The sequence below is a fragment of the Pseudomonas sp. BF-R-24 genome (genome assembly GCF_019947335.1).
Lineage (GTDB): Bacteria > Pseudomonadota > Gammaproteobacteria > Pseudomonadales > Pseudomonadaceae > Aquipseudomonas > Aquipseudomonas jessenii.
Genome location: NZ_JAGYGG010000008.1, coordinates 157,004 through 176,819, shown reverse-complemented (window position 1 = coordinate 176,819; position 19,816 = coordinate 157,004). Strand labels below are relative to the sequence as shown.

The following is a 19,816-nucleotide window of genomic DNA, read 5'->3' as shown; positions in this document are numbered from 1 at the left end:
GGCCTCGATTGATCGAAATAATTTGAGCTCGATGCAAAAATTATCGTCTTTCAATCAAAAAGCACAGGGCTAAACTCGACACATTCCCACCCACACCGAGGTTCGCCTGATGCAACTGTCCCCTTTTCACCTGGCCATTCCGGTCTACGACTTGCCGGCCGCCCGACATTTCTATGGTTCAGTGTTTGGCCTGGAAGAAGGCCGCTCAAGCGATCAATGGGTGGATTTCAATTTTTTCGGCCATCAACTGGTGATTCACCTGGCACCGAAAAACCCCACGCAAGAAGCCGCGCACACCAATGCCGTGGATGGTCACGATGTGCCGGTGCCGCATTTTGGCGTGGTGCTCGAGATGGCCGAGTGGGAGGCGCTGGCCGAGCGGCTGAAGTCGCTGGAGACACGCTTCGTGATCGAACCGGGGATTCGTTTTCAGGGGCTGGTGGGTGAACAGGCGACGATGTTTCTGTTTGATCCTTGCGGGAATGCGCTGGAGTTCAAGGCGTTCAAGGATATTGGGCAGTTGTTTGCCAAGTAGGCGTTGCCTGTCGGGACGCCATCGCGAGCAAGCTCGCTCCCACAGTGGATTTGTGGCATTCATAAATCCTGTGGGAGCGAGCCTGCTCGCGAAGAGGCCCGCTAATACAACACCGCCCTAACGGCTCATCACACGCTCGGCCTCCTCCAGCAGTTCCTCGATTGAGTCATGAACAGCGGGGTTGTATTCGACCTGGGTAACGCTGAACCGAATGTCATAACTGCGATGCGCCGTGGCGTTGCGCTCATCGAGTATCTCATTGAGTCGCACCTTGATCGCCTCAATCTCAACGGCACTGGACCCGGTCAGCAGCGCCACGAACCGGTCGCCGTCGAGTCGGCCAACCACATCGTTTTCACGAAAGCCGATACGCAGGACATCGGCGAACGTCTTGAGCGCATCGTCACCTTTGGCCCGGCCATACAGATAGCAGATGAGCTTGAATTCATCGAGGCTGAGGTACAGCAGTGTCGCCGGCGTCTCCAGTTGTCGGCAGGCGTCCAGCCCGAGTTGGGCCAATGCGGTGAAACCATGGCGATTGGACAGCAGCGTCAGCTCGTCCATGCTCGCCATCTGCACTCCTGCCAGTTCTTGTTCGGCCTGGCGAGCCAGTTCGCGCAACCGTTCACGTTCTTGCTGTGGCGTGAGCAACGGGTTGGCTGATTGGCCCGGTTTACCTGTTTTGCCTGAGATCAACATCGTTCACTCCCTTGGCGGGTATGTACGTTAGAGTCGCCCGTACCCGCATTGACTCCCTGTAAGCGTGCCGCTGGTCAGCTACCTGCCACCGGGCACGGTCCTCCCGCATCGGCCCAGCGCTTGAACCGGGCGACGAAAATATCGTGGGGCACCGGCACCGGCGCGCGATTGCCGCCGGGGTTCCAGCCCCACAGCACCAGCTTGTCGTCGCTGACGTGCTTGATCAGCGCGGCAAAATCCCGATCGCCGTTGCTGGAGCGATCCTTGATCATCGCGCACAGCCGGTCGGCCGGCAGGCCGATCCAGGCCATGCGGTGCGCGGCCGGTGGCAAACTCCAGTGCGGCGCACCCGGTGGTGCGTGGGGGCCGTAACTGGCCGGCGGATTGCTTTGCGCATGGCAGGTTGCACAGGGCAACCCGGCCGAACCCTTGCCGTCCATGCCACGCACGACATTCATGGCGTGGGGCACGCCGCCATCGAATTGCAGCGGCGAATCCCCAGGAATATGGCAGTTCTGGCAACGGGGACTCTGGAAGACCTTCTGCACGGTGTCGAACGCCTGCAAGGCCTCGCGATCATCGGCGAACACGTGCGATGCGTAGGCGATGAGACAGACCAGGATCACCGCCCCAAGCAACCAGTGATGTCGTTTCATCTCACACCCCCGCCAGCTGCAAGGGCAGCTCCCGCAGGCGCTGTCCGGTCAGGGCAAACACCGCGTTGGCCACCGCTGGCGCCATGGGTGGCACACCGGCTTCGCCGATACCACCGGGTTTGTCGCTGCTGGGCACGATATGCACTTCGACCAGCGGCATTTCGTTGAGCCGCAGCACCCGATAGTCGTGATAGTTGGATTGCACCACCTGCCCGTCCTTGAGTGTCAGCTTGCTGTGCAAGGCGAAGCTGAGGCCAAAGGTAATACACGACTCCATCTGCGCGGCGATGCTCTGCGGGTTGACCGCAATGCCGCAATCCACCGCGCACACCACCCGGTGCACGCGGATGGCGAGGTTGTCCTGGGACACCTCGGCCACTTGGGCCACGTAGCTGCCGAACGACTCATGCACCGCTACACCCAGGGCATGGCCGTCCGGCAGTGGCGCCTTCCAGTTGGCCTTCTGCACCGCGAGGTTCAGCACACCGAGATGGCGCGGATGGTCCTTGAGCAAGGTGCGCCGATATTCCACCGGATCCTTGCCGGCCGCCGTGGCCAGTTCATCGATCAGCGACTCCATGACAAACGCGGTGTGGGTGTGCCCCACCGAACGCAGCCACAACACGCTGATGCCGGTTGTCGGTGAGTGCAGTTCGATCTGGTGATTGGCCAGCCCTTCGATGTAAGGGCTATCGACCACGCCTTCGACGGAGGTCTTGTCGATCCCGTCCTTCACCATGCTCGCTTCAAGCGAGGTCCCGGCCATGATCGACTGCCCGACCATCACATGTTTCCAGGCCAGCGGCAGGCCGTCAGCGCCCAGCCCGATGCGCGCATGGTGCAGGAACGCCGAGCGGTAATAGCCGCCGCGGATGTCGTCCTCCCGCGCCCACACGGTTTTCACCGGTGCACCGGCAGCCTTGGCGACATACACCGCTTCGCTGACGAAATCCGACGTCGGATTGGCCCGTCGCCCGAAGCCGCCACCGAGAAACTCGGTATGGATCACCACCTGTTCGGGTTTGAGCCCGGTGATTTTCCCGGCGACCATTTGGTCCAGGGTCTGGAACTGGGTGCCAGTCCAGATTTCGCATTTGTCCTTGGTGATGCTCACCGTGCAGTTTAGTGGCTCCATCGGCGCGTGGGCCAGGTAAGGCACGCTGTATTCAACGTCGATCTTCTTGGCCGCTTTCGCCAGCGCAGCCTGAGTATCCCCCGCCTGGCCAGCGTTCAGGCCGGGGGTGGTGGCGAGTTTGCGGAAGTTCTCCAGCAACACCTGGCTGTCGAGCCCGGCGTTCGGCCCCGGATTCCACTCGATTTTCAGCGCATCGCGCCCCAGCTTCGCCGCCCAAAAATGATCGGCAATCACCGCGATGCCGGTCGGCACTTGCACCACTTTGTGCACACCCGGAATCGCCAGCGCTTCGGCGCCTTCAAAGGATTTGACGCTGCCGCCGAAGGTGGGCGAACGGGCGACCATCGCAGTCATCAGCCCGTCAAACTGCACGTCCATGCCGAACTTCGCCCGGCCGGTGATTTTTTCCGGAGTGTCCAGACGCTGGGTGGGTTTGCCGATCAGCCTCCAGTCCTTTGCGTCCTTGAGTTTGATCGAGGCCGGGTCTGGCCGTGGCAATTGCCCGGCCTCATCGGCCAGTTCGCCGTAGGTGGCACGGTGCTCACCGGCCATGACCACCCCCGATTCGGTATGAATCTCGGACGGCGCGACGTTGAAACGCTTGGCCGCTGCGTCGATCAACATCAAGCGCGCCGCCGCGCCGGCCTGGCGATAGCGGTCGAACTCCATCCAGGTCGAGGTCGAGCCGCCGGTGATTTGCATCCCGCCAAAACCAGGCAGGCCGTAATCGGCGGCCGAAGCCGGTGCATGCTCGACGCGGATTTTCGTCCAGTCGGCGTCCAGTTCTTCGGCGATCAGCATGGTCAGGCCGGTCCAGATGCCCTGGCCCATTTCCGAGTGCCCCAGCAATACGGTGACACTGTTGTCGTTGCCAATACGCAGGAAGGCATTGGGCGCAAACACGTTGCCCTGGTTTTCCGCGCCCATGGCGAAACGGTGGGCACCGGGCATGGCAAACGCGACCACCAGCCCGCCGCCCAGCATGGCACTGCCCTTGAGGAAACCACGACGCGATAACGCGTTGATGCTGTTCATGGCGCAAGCTCCCTTCAACCCGGCCTCAACCCAGCTCGGCGGCGCGCTTGACCGCCGCGCGGATCCTCGGGTAAGTGCCGCAACGGCAGATGTTCCCGGACAGCGCCTGATCGATGTCGCTGTCGGTCGGTTTCGGAATTTTCGCCAGCAATGCGGCCGCCGACATGATCTGCCCGGACTGACAGTAGCCACACTGGACCACGTCAAGTTCCGCCCAGGCCTGTTGGACCGGGTGCGAACCATCCGCGGAAAGGCCTTCGATGGTGAGAATCTTTTGCCCATGGGCCACGGTCGTGGCCGGTGTGATGCACGAGCGCAGCGGTGCGCCATCGACGTGCACGGTGCAGGCCCCGCATTGGGCGATGCCGCAGCCGAATTTGGTGCCGGTGAGGTGGGCGACATCGCGCAAGACCCAGAGCAGCGGCATGTCGGCGGGGACATCCAGCTCCTGATCCTGGCCATTGATGTTCAGGGTCAGCATGGCGCGGTTCCTCAGACTCAGGGTGATCTGAAGGGGCGTCGCTGCGGCCTTGTAAAACCTGCGCGCGCCTCGGGTTACCCTTCAGCTAAGCGCAAATTTGCCGGCAGGCCGAGGCGCATCGACCACCGGTCACCTGTAGGAGCGAGCTTGCTCGCGAAAAACGTCAGTACAACGCGGTCGTTCAGACAGGGCGCGTTATCGTTGACGTCCGTCGCGAGCAAGCTTCGCTCCTACACCCTGGGCTTGAACAAAATACCGATGTAACGCGACAGAAACAGCCCGAATGCCATACACCAAAGCAGCGCCGACATTCCCAATCCCCACCCGGAAAACGGCACCAGCAACACCCGTGACACACCCGCCACCAGCACCAGGGCAAATCCCACAACGATTACTTTCGAGGGCAGCAACGGCCGCCCGGTGTGCCCCAGGCTGACCCGCGCGATCATCGCCAGAACCACCCCGCCGATGCCGCCGACGGCCAGCGAATGGGTGGCCAGGCTTTGCTGCGGCATCCAGCCCAGGTGCCACAGCGCCATGGCCAGCGTCGCCACCGCGAGCCAGGTGTAAGCCAGGTACAGCGACCACAGCAGCGGCACGCGCCACAGGCCGCGATCATGCCAGCGCCACAATCGCAGCAGATGCAGACCGCTGATCAACGCAAACAACAGCGCCAGCCACACACGTGGGGCGTCATTCAAACCGGCGGCAAAAGACACCGCCGCCAGCATCGCGCTGATCAGCAACACCTTGCCCGGCAACGGATGAGCCGCAGGCGTTGCGGGACGGTTCAAGCCGCGCTGGATGAAGAACGGAATCACCCGCCCGCCGATCACGCTCATCAGCGCGCCCACCAGCCACAAAGCGGCCAGCACGCCATGCCGCTGCAGATTCACGTCTTCATTGAAAATACCCAGCAACGTCAGCGCCTGACAGCCTGCCAACAACGTGACCATCAGTAAAACCGGATAATTTTCCCGCTTGCCGGCGGCGATCAAATCCCGTCCCAGCACACACGCCAGCAGCGGCAGAAAGGGCACTTGCAAGGCCAGCAACAGGATGGCGGGCATCGGCATCAACCAGGCCAGCCGAGCGATCAGCCATACCAGCACCAGCCCGATCAGCGGCCACCCATTGAGCCCTGGCCGGCCGGTCCAGTTAGGTACCGCCGTCAACAGAAACCCGGCAATGATGGCCGCGGTAAAACCGAACGGCATTTCATGGCGATGCCAGGCGAGCATGCCACCCATTGGTTGTGCGCCGGGGAGTCGACCGTACAACCACAACGCCCAGACCGCCACCGCGATGGCCGCGAACCCGGCACCCGCCAGAAAAAACGGGCGAAAGCCGAGGGAGAAAACAGGTGCAGCAGCGATTCCACGCATCACGCCACCACTCTGGCCGGAGTTTGGCTCAGCCCGTACTGCGACAGCAGGCGCATGACATAGCCGATTTTCAGCAGGGTCGGGCCGAGGATGGTCATGGCGTGCATCGACACCAAGGCGACAATCGACAGGTGCCCTGCATAGAGATAGGCGCCGTAGACTCCGGCGAGCAACATGACCAGGCCAACGCCGAGTACGCGATTGGAGAGATGCAGAACGTTTTGAGGGTTGCTGAAGAAATGGGACATTTTCCGTACGCCTGTAGCCGCTCAGTTGTACGTTTGATGTTTCATGTTCCGTGCCAGCTCATGAGCCCTTTTAAACCGGCATCTCCAGATCAACGCAGTCAATTTGACTCAACCCCGACATTGTCCTTATGACAACAGAAAGAGTCATTACGACAACAACGTCCTCCAGACACGGTTCAATCAACCTAAAAGCAAACCAATATCATTTGCACAGACATGGGCCATTTGCTTTAATCGCGATCAATTCTTATTTGCACAAGGGCGTGAACCGCCCATGGACATGCGCTCACGATGACGGTTGCCGATTCCTCCTGCGTCCAGACCCTCTACGCCACGCATCACCGCTGGTTGCACGCGCTGCTGCGCCGGCGTCTGAACAACGCGTTTGATGCTGCCGACCTGGCCCATGACACCTTCATCCGTGTGCTCAAGCGCCCTCAGGTGTTCGACGGCGAAACCCACGAACGTTCGTATCTGGCGACCATCGCCCGAGGCTTGTGTATCGATCACTGGCGTCGTCGGCAACTTGAACAGGCCTGGCTGGACACCCTCGCGGCGCAGCCCCAAGCCGTTCACCCTTCGCCAGAGCAGCGGGCGATCATCGTCGAAACCCTGTATGAAGTGGACGCCATGTTGCAACGCTTGCCCCAACGGGTACGTGATGCGTTCTTGTTGGCCCAGTTGCAGGGGTTGCCCTACCGCGCCATCGCCGAAGAAATCGGCGTGTGTGAGCGCATGGTGAAGAAGTACCTGGCCCAGGCATTGATGCATTGCGCCATGCTCGAAGCAGAACTCGATGGCCTGCTGATTCAATGACACAGACCGCATCGAACGCCATCAGCCATGCCAGTCTCGAACAAGCTGCGCAATGGTATGTCCAACTCAACGACCAACAGGCCGGGGAACAAGACCGCCAGCACTGGCAAGCTTGGCTGACGCAAAGTAGCGAGCATCAGGCTGCCTGGCATTATGTCGAGCGGGTTGGCCAGCGCTTTGCCGCCTTGCAGAACGATCATCCGCAAGCGGTCAGCCATGTACTGCGCAACACCGAACGTGCCGCCATCAGTCGCCGCCACACCGTGAAGGGTCTGCTGGTTCTGGTGTCGGGAGGTTTGCTGGGGTGGAGTGCCTGGGAGGAAACCGCCCTGGCGCCCACCCTGGTTCGCTGGCGCGCCGACCTCTCCACCGGCACCGGCGAAACCCGCGAAACCCGGCTCAGCGATGGCAGCCAGATCTGGCTCAATGCGTTGAGCGCGCTGAATGTTCGGTTCGACAGCACACAACGACTGCTGCTGTTGCGGCTTGGGGAGGTGTTGATCGACACCGCCAAAGACAGCCACCGCCCGCTGCTGGTGCACACCGCCCAGGGCCGGATGCGCGCGCTGGGCACGCACTTCAGTGTGCGCCAGGAGGATCGGCAGACATTGCTCAATGTCTACGAAGGCGCCGTCGAAGTCCGGACTGCCCAAGGCCAGGTTCAGGTGGTGGAAGCGGGACGCCAAGTGGCATTCAGCGAAAACCACATTCCGACACCGACCGCCGCCACGGCGACTCGTGAAGCCTGGCGCCGTGGCCTGTTGCTGGCAGACAACCTGCCGTTGGGCCAATTGCTCCAGGAGCTGAGCCAGTACCGTCACGGGCATCTGGGCTGCGACCCGGCGGTGGCCGGGCTACCGGTCATGGGTTCGTTCCCGCTCAAGGACACCGATCAGGCCTTGCGCCTGCTGGAAGCGGCATTGCCGGTACGGGTGCAGAAGCCGCTGGACTGGTGGGTCAACGTCGGCCCAAAAGCCTGATGACGGTTTTTTCTGTCGCGCCGGTTCCCTTTGGCCTTTTTCGTCCGGTTAACCCTTCAAGTACCTCGATTGCCGATTGATCCGACTCCCGGGAACCCCATGCCGCGCGCTACCGTTACCCGCAACCGCTTCGCCTTGCATCCGCTGGTGCTGGCTCTGGCGGTTGTCTTGCCGGGCCTGGACGTGTCGCGGACTCAAGCCGCCCCCCTCGTCAACAGCGAACAACCCGACAGCCAGGCACGCCATTACACCATCGCTGCCGGATCGCTGGTGAGCGTCCTCAACCGCTTTGCCGAACAGGCCGGGATTTTTCTCGCCGGACACAATGACCTCGCGGCCGGCAAACGCAGCCCTGGTATTGACGGTGTCTACAGCCAGCAGCAAGCGTTGCAACGACTGCTGCAAGGCAGTGGCCTGCAAGCGCAACGCCAGGGCACCGGCAGCTACGTGCTGCAGGCCACAGCCGTGACACAGGATGCACTGGAACTGGGGGCGACGAACATTTCCGGACAGGCACCCGGGACGATCAGCGAAGACTCCCGCGCCTACACCGTCGGCTCGACGTCTTCAGCCACTGGTCTGCCGCTGTCCCTGCGCGAAACGCCGCAATCGGTCACGGTCATCACCCGCCAACTCATGGACGACCAGGGGGCCACCAGCATCGTCGATGTCCTGCGCCGCACTCCTGGCATCAGCGTGCAAAACTACGACAGCGAACGCTGGGAATTTTCCAGTCGTGGCTTGCCGATCACCAATTTCCAGTACGACGGCGTCAATACCGACTACGACGGTGTCTACGACTACGGCACCTCGAGCACCGACATGGCACCCTATGACCGCGTTGAGATCATCAAAGGCGCGACCGGCCTGATGACCGGGGCGGGTGATCCCTCGGCAACCGTCAATCTGATTCGCAAGCGCCCGACCCCGACATTCAAAGCCTCGGTCACCGGCACCGTCGGCTCATGGGACAACTATCGCAGCGAAGGCGATATTTCCGGCCCGCTGAGCGCCAGCGCAAATGTCCGCGGGCGTCTGGTCGGGGTCCACCAGGACCGCAGCGCCTACATCGATCACTACCGCAGCACCAAGGACATCGCCTACGGCATTGTCGAAGCCGACTTGACCCCGGACACCCTTGTCACCGTCGGTATCGACCAGCAAGACACCCGTTCCCGGGGTGCCAGCTGGACCGGTTTCCCGATGTACTACAGCGACGGCTCGCGCACCGATTTCTCCCGTTCCTTCAACCCGGCCACCGACTGGAGCCGTCGCGACTTCACCAACCAGACGGTGTTCGCCTCCGTGCAGCAACAACTGACCAACGATTGGGCACTCAAGGTCAGTTACGACCGCAAACACCGCCAGCACGATACCTTCCTCGCCTCCGCCAGTGGCGGCAACCCGGACCCGGTCAGCGGTAACGGCATGTTCATGTACATGGGCAAGTTCGAGGGTGATCAGGTTCAGGACAACATCGACGTCAACCTGACCGGTCCATTCACCCTATGGGGTGGCGATCACGAACTGATCGTCGGTGTCATGTCAATGAACACGCGCCAGGACATCCCGGTGTACGGTTCGGTGTACCCGCCAGTGGACGGCAGCATCTTCGACTGGCGCGGCGACTTTGCGAAACCCGGGATCCCACGGGTGGGCACCGACGACATTGTCCAGCGCCAGACCGGCGCCTACCTGGCCACCCGGCTCAAGCCCGTCGATGACCTGGCGCTGATCCTCGGTACGCGTGTCAGCGACTTCTCGGGGCACGACGACCTGGATTACAGCGACCCGCACACCGCCGACCTGCGCGACAGCTATCGCCAGAGCGGTGTCGTCACGCCTTATGCCGGGCTTGTCTATGATTTCGACGACACCTGGTCGGTGTACACCAGCTACACCAGCATCTATCAGCCGCAAATGAGCAAGGACGCCAACCGGCGACTGCTCGATCCGGTACAAGGCAAAAGTCTTGAAGCGGGCATCAAGGCTGAATACTTCGACGGGCGCCTGAACGCCAGGTTCGCCCTGTACCGCATCGAACAGGACAACATCGCCGAGTATGTCAGCGGCGTTGATACCGAGTCGGTGTACCGCGCCGTCCAGGGCGCCACCACCAAAGGCTTCGAGATCGAACTGGCCGGCGAGTTGCGGGACGGCTGGAACCTGTCGGCCGGCTACACCTATAACCACACCCGCGATGCCAAGGGTGATTACGTCTACGGTTCGGTGCTGCAAACCACTGCACCGGAACAGGTGGTGCGAGTATTCAGCACCTACCGCCTGCCTGGACCCTGGGACAGGCTCACCGTCGGTGCAGGCGTGAACTGGCAAAGCGAATTCTTTGGCAATGTGTTCCGTCCCGACCCCGCCGATACGGTGAACTTCGGTCAGTACACGACGATCACCCAGCCCGGTTACACCCTGGTGGACGCGATGGCGCGCTATCGCTTCAACGAGCACCTGAGCACCACACTGAACGTGAAGAACCTGTTCGATAAAACCTACTACACCGGGCTTGGCAACTTTGGCACCGGGTTTTATGGCGAACCGCGCGCCGTACAACTGACCACCCGATGGGCGTTCTGATCGTGGCCTGAAACGGGTGTTTGGCGATCTACGGTACTGCCGAACGAACTCAGGCTGGCTACGCTGTAATCCAGCATGCATAACCTGCCGAGGAGTGCCCGCCATGCAACGTGTACAAAAACTCACGCCCTGCCTGTGGTTCGACGATCAGGCCGAAGAGGCGGCAAAGTTCTATTGCTCGATCTTCGACCATTCGAAAATCACCGCCATCACCCATTACGGCCACGCCGGCTTCGAGTTCCACGGCCGGCCCGAAGGTTCGGTCATGACCGTCAGCTTCGAGCTCGACGGGCAGAGTTTCACCGGGCTCAACGGCGGGCCGCTGTTTACGTTCAGTGAGGCGGTTTCGTTTCAGGTCAATTGCCTGAGCCAGGAAGAAGTCGATCATTACTGGGGCAACCTGTCGGCCGGCGGCGCGCCCGAGGCTCAGCAGTGCGGCTGGCTCAGGGACAAGTTCGGGTTGTCGTGGCAGATCGTCCCCGTCGCGATGATGGACATGATCAAAGACCCCGACACGAAAAAATCCCAACGGGCCATGCAGGCGATGATGCAGATGAAAAAACTCGATATCGCCACACTGCAACGAGCCTTTGACGGCGAGAGCTAATACACTCGGGCGCTGACCTGCCGAGGAGTGAGCATGAAGCACGCCGTTGCCAAGAACGCCGACAAGGCCCCGCGCTTCTGGCGCGATGACGCCCTGCCCTTCATCGAAGCCCGCGCCATCGCCGACGGGCGCGAAGTCTGCTACACACGGCACGCCCACGAGCACTTTTCCATCGGGGCGATCACCGCCGGGCGCAGCACCTATCTCCATGAGCAGTCGGCGTTCGAGGTCAGCGTCGGCACTGTCGTGCTGATGAACCCCGGCGACGTCCACGCCTGCAACCCGATCGAAGACCAACCCTGGTCGTACCTGATGCTGTACGTCGATACGCCGTGGCTGACCGATTTGCAGCATCAGCTCGGGTTCAGCGATGACGCGGCGTTTCGCCGCTTTTCAGTGACCCATACCCGGGACGCCAACCTGTTTGCCGGCCTCGCGGGCTTGTATGAGGTACTGGTCGATCCACAGCAAGACGTGCTGCGCAAACACAGCGTGGCCGTGGAGTTCTTTACCGTGGTTCAGCTCCGGTTCAACCCGGTCGATCAGCCGCTGCGCGAACCCAATTTCAAGCTGGAGCGTGCTGCCGATTACATCCGCGACCACTGCACGCAAACCCTCAAGCTCGAAGACATATGCGAGGCGGCGCAACTGTCACCGTCCTACCTGATCCGCGCCTTCAAACAGCATTACGGCATGACGCCCCACGCGTTCCTGGTGAACCGGCGCATCCAGTTCGCCCAGGATCAATTGCGCAGCGGCAAGCTGATTGCGGACGTGGCACTGGAAGCGGGGTTCGCCGATCAGGCGCATTTTCAACGGGCATTCAAACAGCATTTGGCGGCGACACCGGGGCAGTATCGGGGCTGAGGCAACACAAAGATGCTCTTGAGCCTGACTCTCCCCTGTGGCGAGGGGGCTTGCCCCCTCGCCACAAAGTGCTCTCTCGCCACAAGACCTGCAGTGACTGCCATTACGGCAGCAACAGGTACACCGCGCTCACCACCAGCAGCAGCGCCATGGCGCGATTGAACAGGCGCATCCCCGCCGGGTTGTTCAGGAAGCCGCGCAGAAATGTCCCGGCATACGCCCAGCAGCCGACCGACGCATAGCAGATCACCAGGTAAATCGCGGCGAATTGCCAAACCAGGCGTGCCTCGCCATCGGCGACAAACGCGCCCATGCCGGCCACGCAGGCCAGCCAGGCTTTCGGGTTGAGCCATTGCATGATGGCGCCATACAGCATCGACGGCGCCTGCGCCGATTCGCCGGCTTGCACCTGCCCATTGTCGGCCGCCAGCTTGAAGGCCATGTACAACAGAAACGCCACGCCTGCCCATTGCACCCCCTGCGTCAGTGCCGGCCATCGTTGCAACAACTCATGCAGGCCAAGCCCCATCAGCACCAACAGCAAAACAAACCCCAGGGTGGCCCCGGCCACGTGACGCTGGCTGGCCCGGAAGCCAAACCGCGCGCCGGAACTCAACGCCACAATGTTGACCGGCCCCGGCGTGATGGACGCGACCAGCGCAAACGCTGCCATGGAGATCATCAGACTCATTGCACACCTTCTTCCATCGAGTTGAACAAGGCCCTCAAGGTAAAGAGCCCACCGGCTCGCGTATTGAAGAAAACTACCCTTCCCGGCCTCGCTACGAGTAATAGCTGACGATGTTTTTCACTTTGCTCAAGGCAGTGCGCAACGAGTCCATGTCCACCGAACCCAACGCCAGGCGTATCGCGTGCGGCACGTGGGCCGAAATCGCAAAAGGCTCGGCCGGCGACACCGACACCTGCTCGCGCATCAGTGCCATGGCGATCTGGTCGGCCCGGGCATCCTCCGCCAACGGCAGCCAGATGAAGTAGGAATTGGGATGACTGATGGTCCTGAGCCCTGCCAGCATCTCGCGGGCCAGGGCTTGCCGGGCCCGGGCGTCTGCACGCTTTTGCGATTCCAGTTGGCTGACGGTGCCATCGTCGAGCCAGGCCGTGGCGATGGCGGTCACAACGCCGGGAGTGTTCCAGGTGGTCGCCATGATCGTGCGCTCGAACGCTGCGACCCATTGCGCCGGTGCGGCGATGAAACCGACGCGCAGCCCGGTGGCGACATTCTTCGACAGACCGGACACATACACCGTCCTCTCCGGCGCCAGCTCGGCCAACGGTGGCGGTACGTTTTCAGCCAGGAACGCGTAGGCGGCGTCCTCGATGATCGTCAGGTCATGTCGGCGCGCAATCGCCACCAACTGCTCGCGCAGATCCAGGTCCATCACCCAGCCCAAAGGGTTGTGCAAAGTCGGCATCGAGTACACGGCCCGTACCGACCGGCTGCGGCAGAGTTTTTCCAGTGCGGGCAGATCAGGCCCGGTATCCGTGACCGGAATGGGCAAGACTTCCAGATGCAGGGTTTCGGCCAGCGTCTTGAAACCGGGATAGGTCAGCGCATCGGCGGCGATCACATCACCAGGCTTGAGCAGCGACATCATCGCCACCGCCAGGCCATGCTGGGCGCCGCTGACGATCAACACCTGTTCAGCCGGCACGCTCAGCCCCCGATCAAGCAGATGGCGCGCGACCGAGGCCCGCTCGTGCAGGCGTCCTGCGTGAGGCTGATAGCGCAGGAGAGATTCAAGGTCCCCGGACAACGCCAGTTGACGCAAGGCAGTGCGCAACAGGTCGGCCTGACCGGGTAATGACGGGTAGTTGAAATTCAGGTCGATCATCCCCGCCGCTACCACGTGCTGCGAGATGCCCTGCCCCGGCGGCAGCGAGGTCTCCCTGACAAAGGTCCCGCGTCCGGTTTCGCCGCTGACCAGGCCCATACCCTCCAGCTCGGCATACACCCGGCTGGCTGTGACCAGCGCCAGACCGTGCTCGGTTGCCAGTTGCCGGTGAGTCGGCAGGCGCGTGCCGGGCGGCAGATGCCCGGAGCGGATGTCGGCGGCAAAGGCATCTACCAGGGTTTTATAGCGGGATCGCGGCATGTCGAGATGTATCCATGACAATTTTTTGATTGTATCGATACTCGCTCATAGGATGAGTTTCGTGCAATCAGACAATGAGCGTGAGCCAAATGGAACGGACCTCGAACCTGCAACCCCGGACGCTGGAAAACAGCACCAGCGGCTGGATCAACGGCCTGATCGGCGTGGTGATCTTCAGCGGCTCGCTGCCGGCGACACGGGTGGCGGTGCTGGAGTTTGACCCCGTGTTCCTGACGGTTGCGCGCGCGACCATCGCGGCGGTCCTGGCGTTGTGCCTGCTGTGGTTATTCAAGGAAAAACGCCCGGCGCGCCAGCAACTGATTCCGTTGATGATCGTCGCCCTGGGCGTGGTCATCGGCTTTCCCCTGTTGACCGCGCTGGCGCTGCAATACGTGACTTCCGCGCACTCCATTGTCTTTGTCGGCCTGTTGCCCCTGGCAACAGCGGTGTTTGGCGTTCTGCGCGGCGGCGAGCGGCCAAGGGCGGCGTTCTGGATTTTCTCGGTGCTGGGCAGCCTGCTGGTGGTCGGGTTTGCCCTGTCCCAAGGGCTGACCGCCTCCCCCCAAGGCGACATCCTGATGCTGCTGGCCATCCTCGCCTGCGGCCTGGGTTATGCCGAAGGCGCGAAACTGTCGCGCACCCTCGGTGGCTGGCAGGTGATTAGCTGGGCGCTGGTGCTGTCGCTGCCGGTCGTGGCCGTGCTCAGCTGGATGCGCATGCCGGCTTCGTTCACCGGCATCAGCACGCCGGCCTGGTTCAGCCTGGCTTACGTCTCGCTGTTCAGCATGCTGATCGGTTTCGTGTTCTGGTATCGCGGCCTGGCCCAAGGGGGCATCGCCGCCGTCGGGCAATTGCAGCTGCTTCAGCCGTTTTTCGGGCTGACCCTGGCCGCCACCCTGCTGCATGAGCATGTCAGCCTCGGCATGCTGGGTGTCACCGTCGCCGTGATCCTCTGCGTCACCGGGGCGAAAAAGTTCGCCAGATAACCCCGTGTACGGTGGTTTGCGCCCATGACTGTATGGGTCTGGCCAAGAGTGAGCCGTGATAAAAATAGCGCTCTTGCTACAGGAGCCCACCATGGACCTCGCCACCCTCACCCTGTTTCTGCCGGCCTGTTTTGCCCTCAACATGGCGCCAGGCCCCAACAACCTGTTGTCGGTCAGCAATTCGACCCGCTATGGCTACCGCACCGCGTGCGTGGCCGGCATCGGCCGGTTGCTGGCGTTCGCCGGGATGATTGCCCTGGCCTCGGCGGGGCTGGCGGTGGTGTTGCAAACCTCTGAGCTGCTGTTCTACGCCATCAAGATCCTCGGCGCGGCTTACCTGTTCTACCTCGCCTGGCAATTGTGGCGCGCAGATCCGGGTGTGGAAAACGTGGTCACCTCCGCGCCCGTGGGCACGCTGGCGCTGGCCCGGCAGGAATTCCTGGTCGCGGCCGGCAACCCCAAGGCCATCCTGATTTTCACCGCGTTCCTGCCGCAGTTCGTCGACTCGACCCACGCCATTGCGCCGCAGTTCGTGGTGCTGGGCGCGCTGTTTCTGGTGCTGGAATGGGTCGCCATCGGCGCTTACGCCTATATGGGCCTGCACATGCGCCGCTGGTTCGCCAGGCCATCGGGCAAGCGGATGTTCAACCGCTGCTGCGCAGGCTTGCTGTCGGCGGCGGCTTCGGTATTGCTGATGGCCAGACGCGCCTGAAGTAGATGTTTTTCCCATGTGGGAGCGGGCTTGCTCGCGAAGGCGTAGTGTCAGTCACCTCAATTTCGACTGACACTATGTATTCGCGAGCAAGCCCGCTCCCACAGGGTGAGCTCGCCTTCCGGTGCGAAATTCGCTGTCGATTTTCCGGTGGAGGTCGCCCATGACGCGATCTATGCTGCGCTCATGAACCTACAAAAAACGCTTCTACCGCCCCGTGCCGAGATGGTTCGCGCCATGCTCGAACGAGACACCTCCTACGAGGGGGTGTTTTTCACGGCGGTCAAGACCACAGGCATCTTCTGCCGCCCCGGTTGCACCGCCCGCAGCCCGAAGCCTGCGAACGTCGAGTTCTTTGCCAGCGCCGAACAATGCCTGGCGGCGGGCTATCGCGCCTGCAAGCGCTGCAAACCGCTGGACACCGCCGCCAGCGCGCCGGACTGGGTGCAGAAACTGTTCAAGTCGGTAGACGCCGACCCGGAACAGCGCTGGACCGACGCCTGGCTACTGGCTGAAGGCATCGAACCACTGAAACTGCGTCGCTGGTTCAAGCAGCACTTCGGCATGACCTTCCACGCCTGGCTGCGCACCCGGCGCCTGGGCATGGCGTTGGGCGGAATCAAACAGGGCGACTCCATCGATGACGTCGCCTTCGATTCCGGCTACGAGTCCCTGAGCGGTTTTCGCGATGCCTTTCAAAAATCCTTTCACATCACCCCGGGCCGGGCGGCCAACAGCGAGCCGCTGCTGTTCACGCGCCTGACCACACCCCTGGGGCCGATGATCGCCATGGCCGAACGGCGTGGGCTGGTGCTGCTGGAATTTCTCGATCAGGCCTCGCTGAACCCTTCGGTCCAAGCGCTGCAAAACCGTTTCGGTTATGCCGTGGCACCGGGGCACAACGCGCATTTGCAGCAGATCGAAGAGCAGTTGTCCGCGTATTTCGCCGGTACGCTCACTGAGTTCAGCGTGGCCTTGCACATGCCCGGTAGCGAGTTCTCCCGCCGGGTCTGGGCTGAACTGGCGAAGATCCCTTACGGCCGGACCACCACCTACGGCGCCATTGCGGCGATTCTGGGCAAGCCCGGTGCCAGCCGGGCGGTGGGCCTGGCCAACGGGCATAACCGCTTATCGATTGTCGTGCCCTGCCACCGGGTGATCGGCGCCGACGGCTCGTTGACCGGCTACGCTGGAGGCCAGCCGCGCAAGGCGTATCTGCTCAGGCTGGAAAACGCAGCGGTGCAGCTCACGGAGCAGCTGGCGTTCTGATCCCCCCACAGTTTTTTCATAAGGAAGGAAACTCGATGGACAGGCTCGACAATCAACTGCACCAACTGCATCACGAGGGTTTGCTGATCCTCACCAACGTCGCCGATGCCGCCGGTGCGCGGCTGGTGGAGCAACTGGGCAACAAGGCCGTCGCCACCAGCAGTGCGGCGGTGGCCTGGGTACATGGCTATCCGGACGGCAACACCCTGCCCCTTGAGCGCCTGGTCTCGACGGTCGAGTCGATTGCCCGGGTCATTTCGGTGCCACTGACCGTGGACATCGAAGCCGGTTATTCCGATGACCTGGAACGGGTGGCAACAGTGGTTGACGCCGTGATCGCCGCCGGCGCTGTCGGAATCAATATCGAGGACGGCTCCTCGCCGCCGGAATTACTGGTACGCAAGATTGAAACCGCGCGCCAGGTGGCGGATCGACGTAACGTGAACCTGTTCATCAATGCGCGCACCGATGTTTATCTTCGGGGTCTGGTGCCTGCCGAAGATCGCGTCGCCGAAACCCTCAGGCGCGCCGCGCTGTATCAGGCGGCCGGTGCCAATGGCCTGTTTGCCGCGGGCGTTACCGCGGAGTACGAGATCAAGGCGCTGTGCCACGGCACCTCACTGCCATTGAATGTGCTTGGATTCCCGGGCCTGCCGTCACCCGAAGTGCTCAAAGAAATTGGTGTGCGCCGCCTGTCCGCAGGTTCAGGCATCGCCGAATTGCTCTACGGTGCCATGGCCGGCATTGCCAAAAGCTTTCTGCAAACCGGCAAGTTCGATACCCACGACCTGAAGGCCCTCACCTATGGCGAAGTGAACGCCCTCTTGAAACCGTCCGGGAAAACCTGAGCCCATGGCCGACGGCTATCAGGCGGCCAGTGCGTTCCTGGCCGCCATCGATGACGACTGGCGCCGCCACATCGACGCCGTCGGCCCGTGCCTGCACCAGCCGCATGCGGCCCGTGATCCCTATGAGTCGCTGGTGCGGGCGATTGCCTATCAGCAACTGCACGCCAAGGCCGGCGATGCGATTGTCGGCCGGCTGCTGGCACTGTTCGGTTCGGGTGCGTTTCCCAAACCTGAACAGATCGTCGCGACCGATTTCGACCGACTGCGCAGTTGCGGATTTTCCGCGAGCAAGATCGCGACCATTCAGGGCATCGCCCAGGCGGCGCTGGACGGCGTGGTGCCCGATTACGCCACGGCGCTGGCCATGGACGATGAAGCACTGATCGAACGCCTGATCACGTTGCGCGGCGTGGGCCGCTGGACTGTGGAGATGCTGCTGATCTACAGCCTGGAGCGGCCGGATATCCTGCCGGCCGATGACTTTGGCGTGCGTGAGGGCTATAGGCGACTCAAGGGCCTGGAGGTGCAGCCGACACGCAAGCAGATGATCGAGATCGGGTTGGGGTGGAGTCCTTATCGGACGGTGGCCTCCTGGTATTTGTGGCGGGTGCCCAACCGGTAGACCGCGTTATCGTTTTTCGCGAGCAAGCCCGCTCCCACATTCGACCGCATTCCCATGTCAGAACTCGGTTAAATGTGGGAGCGGGCTTGCTCGCGAAGACGTCAGTCCAGTCAACACACCATCAAGGACCAGTCACAACCCCGACTTCAACCGACTGAACGCCCTGATCAACGCCCGGTTGAACGCCTTGCCATTGTCATTCTTGCTGTACAGCGAAGCCCGGACCGCGGCTGGCGGATACGTCCCCGGATCGTTGCGAATCGCCGGGTCGATCAAGCCGTCCGCCGCCGTAATCGCATTGGCGTAGTGGATGGTGTCGGTGATCGGCGCGATCACTTGCGGGGTCATCAGGTAATCCATCAACGCCAGGCCGGCCTGCGGATGCGGCGCGTCCTTGGGAATGACCATGGCATCGAACCAGATCAACGTGCCCTCCTTCGGAATCCGGTATTTCAGCGAGTACGGCTTGCCCGCCGCCTCGGCCTGGCCCGCCGCAATGGCCACGTTGCCGTTCCACGACATCGCCACGCAGGTGTTGCCGTTGGCCAGGTCGCTGATGTTCAGGTCGTTGTCGAAGTAGCGGATGTACGGACGAATCTTCGCCAGTTGCTGCTCGGCCAACTTCAAGTCATCGAGGTTCTGGCGGTTGATGTCCAGGCCCAGGTACTTCATGACCGCTGCAAACACTTCGTTGGGATCGTTGAGCAAGCTGACCCCGCAATCGGCGAATTTCGAGACCACGGCCGGATCGAACAGCATCGCCCAACTGTCGGTCGGCGCGTCGGGCAGGCGCTGTTTGACAGCCTGTTCCTGATAACCCACACCCGTGGTGCCCCAGGCGTAGATCCCGGCATAGCGGTTGCCCGGATCGAACACCGCCATGTGCTGGCGGAACTCCTCGCCGACGCCGGCAAAGTGCGGCAGTTGCTGTTTGTCGACCGTCTGCACCGCGCCACTCTCGATGGCCCGGGACAGATGCTGCCCCGCCGTCAGCACCAGATCGTAGCCACTGCGGCCGGTGAGCAGCTTGGTCTCGACGGTTTCCAGGGAGTCGAAGTGGTCGACCACCACATGGATGCCGGTTTTCGCTTCAAAATTCTTCAAGGTATCCGGGGCCAGGTACTCGCCCCAGATGTACAGGTTGACCACCGGTTTGGCGGTGTCGGCAGCCTGCACACACAGGGGTGCAAGCACCAGCAGTATTGCTTGAGTCAGTTTGTGCAGGCCCACGA

The 19,816-nt window shown here is 62.1% G+C and carries 20 protein-coding genes; 11 read left to right on the top strand and 9 right to left on the bottom strand.

Annotation, left to right across the window (positions count from 1 at the left end; all coding sequences use genetic code 11):
- The first annotated feature begins 109 nt into the window (after nt 1–109).
- Nucleotides 110–535 (top strand): VOC family protein, encoded by a 426-nt coding sequence (locus KGA98_RS09405; RefSeq protein ID WP_223502161.1) that lies wholly within the window; start codon nt 110–112, stop codon nt 533–535.
- Nucleotides 536–652: 117 nt separating this feature from the next.
- Here KGA98_RS09405 and KGA98_RS09400 read toward each other — a convergent pair whose 3' ends face one another.
- From KGA98_RS09400 to KGA98_RS09375, 6 genes are all read right to left on the bottom strand, one after another.
- Nucleotides 653–1,234: a GGDEF domain-containing protein gene (locus tag KGA98_RS09400; RefSeq protein WP_223502160.1), complete on the bottom strand. Its 582-nt coding sequence runs from the start codon at nt 1,232–1,234 to the stop codon at nt 653–655.
- A 74-nt stretch (nt 1,235–1,308) separates the two neighbouring features.
- A complete protein-coding gene (locus KGA98_RS09395; RefSeq protein WP_223502159.1) occupies nt 1,309–1,890 on the bottom strand; it encodes a hypothetical protein in 582 nt (193 codons plus the stop codon).
- 1 nt (nt 1,891) lies between these two features.
- Complete coding sequence (locus KGA98_RS09390; RefSeq protein ID WP_223502158.1) at nt 1,892–4,060, bottom strand: xanthine dehydrogenase family protein molybdopterin-binding subunit; 2,169 nt, start codon at nt 4,058–4,060, stop codon at nt 1,892–1,894.
- A gap of 25 nt (nt 4,061–4,085) precedes the next feature.
- Nucleotides 4,086–4,541, bottom strand: coding sequence for a (2Fe-2S)-binding protein (locus tag KGA98_RS09385; protein WP_223502157.1), 456 nt, complete (start codon nt 4,539–4,541; stop codon nt 4,086–4,088).
- Nucleotides 4,542–4,771: 230 nt separating this feature from the next.
- On the bottom strand, nt 4,772–5,926 hold the full coding sequence (locus KGA98_RS09380; RefSeq protein WP_223502156.1) for an NnrS family protein: 1,155 nt from the start codon (nt 5,924–5,926) through the stop codon (nt 4,772–4,774).
- Nucleotides 5,926–6,174 (bottom strand): transmembrane sensor/regulator PpyR, encoded by a 249-nt coding sequence (locus tag KGA98_RS09375; protein ID WP_150814631.1) that lies wholly within the window; start codon nt 6,172–6,174, stop codon nt 5,926–5,928. Before KGA98_RS09375 ends, KGA98_RS09380 begins: the two co-directional genes overlap by 1 nt.
- A gap of 291 nt (nt 6,175–6,465) precedes the next feature.
- Here KGA98_RS09375 and KGA98_RS09370 point away from each other — a divergent pair, with 291 nt between their 5' ends.
- The 5 genes from KGA98_RS09370 (at nt 6,466) to KGA98_RS09350 (ending at nt 12,033) form a co-directional block, all read left to right on the top strand.
- Nucleotides 6,466–6,990 carry a sigma-70 family RNA polymerase sigma factor gene (locus KGA98_RS09370; protein WP_057715048.1) on the top strand — a complete coding sequence of 175 codons (525 nt, stop codon included), beginning with the start codon at nt 6,466–6,468 and terminating at the stop codon, nt 6,988–6,990.
- A complete protein-coding gene (locus KGA98_RS09365; RefSeq protein WP_223502155.1) occupies nt 6,987–7,970 on the top strand; it encodes a FecR domain-containing protein in 984 nt (327 codons plus the stop codon). Before KGA98_RS09370 ends, KGA98_RS09365 begins: the two co-directional genes overlap by 4 nt.
- 99 nt (nt 7,971–8,069) lie before the next feature.
- Nucleotides 8,070–10,559: a TonB-dependent siderophore receptor gene (locus tag KGA98_RS09360; RefSeq protein ID WP_223502154.1), complete on the top strand. Its 2,490-nt coding sequence runs from the start codon at nt 8,070–8,072 to the stop codon at nt 10,557–10,559.
- Nucleotides 10,560–10,662: 103 nt separating this feature from the next.
- Nucleotides 10,663–11,166, top strand: coding sequence for a VOC family protein (locus KGA98_RS09355; protein WP_223502153.1), 504 nt, complete (start codon nt 10,663–10,665; stop codon nt 11,164–11,166).
- A 33-nt stretch (nt 11,167–11,199) separates the two neighbouring features.
- Nucleotides 11,200–12,033: an AraC family transcriptional regulator gene (locus tag KGA98_RS09350; protein ID WP_223502152.1), complete on the top strand. Its 834-nt coding sequence runs from the start codon at nt 11,200–11,202 to the stop codon at nt 12,031–12,033.
- A gap of 103 nt (nt 12,034–12,136) precedes the next feature.
- On the opposite strand, the gene KGA98_RS09345 is transcribed toward KGA98_RS09350, so the two are convergent.
- Entirely contained in the window at nt 12,137–12,724 is a 588-nt protein-coding gene (locus tag KGA98_RS09345) for a LysE family translocator (RefSeq protein ID WP_223502151.1), read from the bottom strand.
- Nucleotides 12,725–12,815: 91 nt separating this feature from the next.
- The gene (locus KGA98_RS09340; RefSeq protein WP_150814638.1) at nt 12,816–14,147 is read right to left on the bottom strand and encodes a PLP-dependent aminotransferase family protein; all 1,332 of its coding nucleotides are present in this window, start codon (nt 14,145–14,147) and stop codon (nt 12,816–12,818) included.
- Nucleotides 14,148–14,236: 89 nt separating this feature from the next.
- Here KGA98_RS09340 and KGA98_RS09335 point away from each other — a divergent pair, with 89 nt between their 5' ends.
- From KGA98_RS09335 to KGA98_RS09315, 5 genes are all read left to right on the top strand, one after another.
- On the top strand, nt 14,237–15,133 hold the full coding sequence (locus tag KGA98_RS09335; RefSeq protein WP_090454997.1) for a DMT family transporter: 897 nt from the start codon (nt 14,237–14,239) through the stop codon (nt 15,131–15,133).
- A 91-nt stretch (nt 15,134–15,224) separates the two neighbouring features.
- Nucleotides 15,225–15,845 (top strand): LysE family translocator, encoded by a 621-nt coding sequence (locus tag KGA98_RS09330; RefSeq protein ID WP_057715056.1) that lies wholly within the window; start codon nt 15,225–15,227, stop codon nt 15,843–15,845.
- 186 nt (nt 15,846–16,031) lie between these two features.
- On the top strand, nt 16,032–17,114 hold the full coding sequence (locus tag KGA98_RS09325) for a bifunctional transcriptional activator/DNA repair enzyme AdaA (protein WP_223502150.1): 1,083 nt from the start codon (nt 16,032–16,034) through the stop codon (nt 17,112–17,114).
- A 35-nt stretch (nt 17,115–17,149) separates the two neighbouring features.
- Complete coding sequence (locus tag KGA98_RS09320) at nt 17,150–17,962, top strand: isocitrate lyase/phosphoenolpyruvate mutase family protein (protein WP_223502149.1); 813 nt, start codon at nt 17,150–17,152, stop codon at nt 17,960–17,962.
- A 4-nt stretch (nt 17,963–17,966) separates the two neighbouring features.
- On the top strand, nt 17,967–18,584 hold the full coding sequence (locus KGA98_RS09315; RefSeq protein ID WP_223502148.1) for a DNA-3-methyladenine glycosylase family protein: 618 nt from the start codon (nt 17,967–17,969) through the stop codon (nt 18,582–18,584).
- A gap of 132 nt (nt 18,585–18,716) precedes the next feature.
- Here the strand turns inward: KGA98_RS09315 and KGA98_RS09310 are convergent, their stop codons facing one another.
- Nucleotides 18,717–19,814 carry an extracellular solute-binding protein gene (locus tag KGA98_RS09310; RefSeq protein ID WP_223502147.1) on the bottom strand — a complete coding sequence of 366 codons (1,098 nt, stop codon included), beginning with the start codon at nt 19,812–19,814 and terminating at the stop codon, nt 18,717–18,719.
- Nucleotides 19,815–19,816 lie beyond the last annotated feature (2 nt).

Coding starts and splice junctions, on each gene's coding strand:
- KGA98_RS09405 (WP_223502161.1), top strand. CDS start 110: ATGCAACTGTCCCCTTTTCACCTGGCCATTCCGGTCTACGACTTGCCG.
- KGA98_RS09400 (WP_223502160.1), bottom strand. CDS start 1,234: ATGTTGATCTCAGGCAAAACAGGTAAACCGGGCCAATCAGCCAACCCG.
- KGA98_RS09395 (WP_223502159.1), bottom strand. CDS start 1,890: ATGAAACGACATCACTGGTTGCTTGGGGCGGTGATCCTGGTCTGTCTC.
- KGA98_RS09390 (WP_223502158.1), bottom strand. CDS start 4,060: ATGAACAGCATCAACGCGTTATCGCGTCGTGGTTTCCTCAAGGGCAGT.
- KGA98_RS09385 (WP_223502157.1), bottom strand. CDS start 4,541: ATGCTGACCCTGAACATCAATGGCCAGGATCAGGAGCTGGATGTCCCC.
- KGA98_RS09380 (WP_223502156.1), bottom strand. CDS start 5,926: ATGCGTGGAATCGCTGCTGCACCTGTTTTCTCCCTCGGCTTTCGCCCG.
- KGA98_RS09375 (WP_150814631.1), bottom strand. CDS start 6,174: ATGTCCCATTTCTTCAGCAACCCTCAAAACGTTCTGCATCTCTCCAAT.
- KGA98_RS09370 (WP_057715048.1), top strand. CDS start 6,466: ATGACGGTTGCCGATTCCTCCTGCGTCCAGACCCTCTACGCCACGCAT.
- KGA98_RS09365 (WP_223502155.1), top strand. CDS start 6,987: ATGACACAGACCGCATCGAACGCCATCAGCCATGCCAGTCTCGAACAA.
- KGA98_RS09360 (WP_223502154.1), top strand. CDS start 8,070: ATGCCGCGCGCTACCGTTACCCGCAACCGCTTCGCCTTGCATCCGCTG.
- KGA98_RS09355 (WP_223502153.1), top strand. CDS start 10,663: ATGCAACGTGTACAAAAACTCACGCCCTGCCTGTGGTTCGACGATCAG.
- KGA98_RS09350 (WP_223502152.1), top strand. CDS start 11,200: ATGAAGCACGCCGTTGCCAAGAACGCCGACAAGGCCCCGCGCTTCTGG.
- KGA98_RS09345 (WP_223502151.1), bottom strand. CDS start 12,724: ATGAGTCTGATGATCTCCATGGCAGCGTTTGCGCTGGTCGCGTCCATC.
- KGA98_RS09340 (WP_150814638.1), bottom strand. CDS start 14,147: ATGCCGCGATCCCGCTATAAAACCCTGGTAGATGCCTTTGCCGCCGAC.
- KGA98_RS09335 (WP_090454997.1), top strand. CDS start 14,237: ATGGAACGGACCTCGAACCTGCAACCCCGGACGCTGGAAAACAGCACC.
- KGA98_RS09330 (WP_057715056.1), top strand. CDS start 15,225: ATGGACCTCGCCACCCTCACCCTGTTTCTGCCGGCCTGTTTTGCCCTC.
- KGA98_RS09325 (WP_223502150.1), top strand. CDS start 16,032: ATGAACCTACAAAAAACGCTTCTACCGCCCCGTGCCGAGATGGTTCGC.
- KGA98_RS09320 (WP_223502149.1), top strand. CDS start 17,150: ATGGACAGGCTCGACAATCAACTGCACCAACTGCATCACGAGGGTTTG.
- KGA98_RS09315 (WP_223502148.1), top strand. CDS start 17,967: ATGGCCGACGGCTATCAGGCGGCCAGTGCGTTCCTGGCCGCCATCGAT.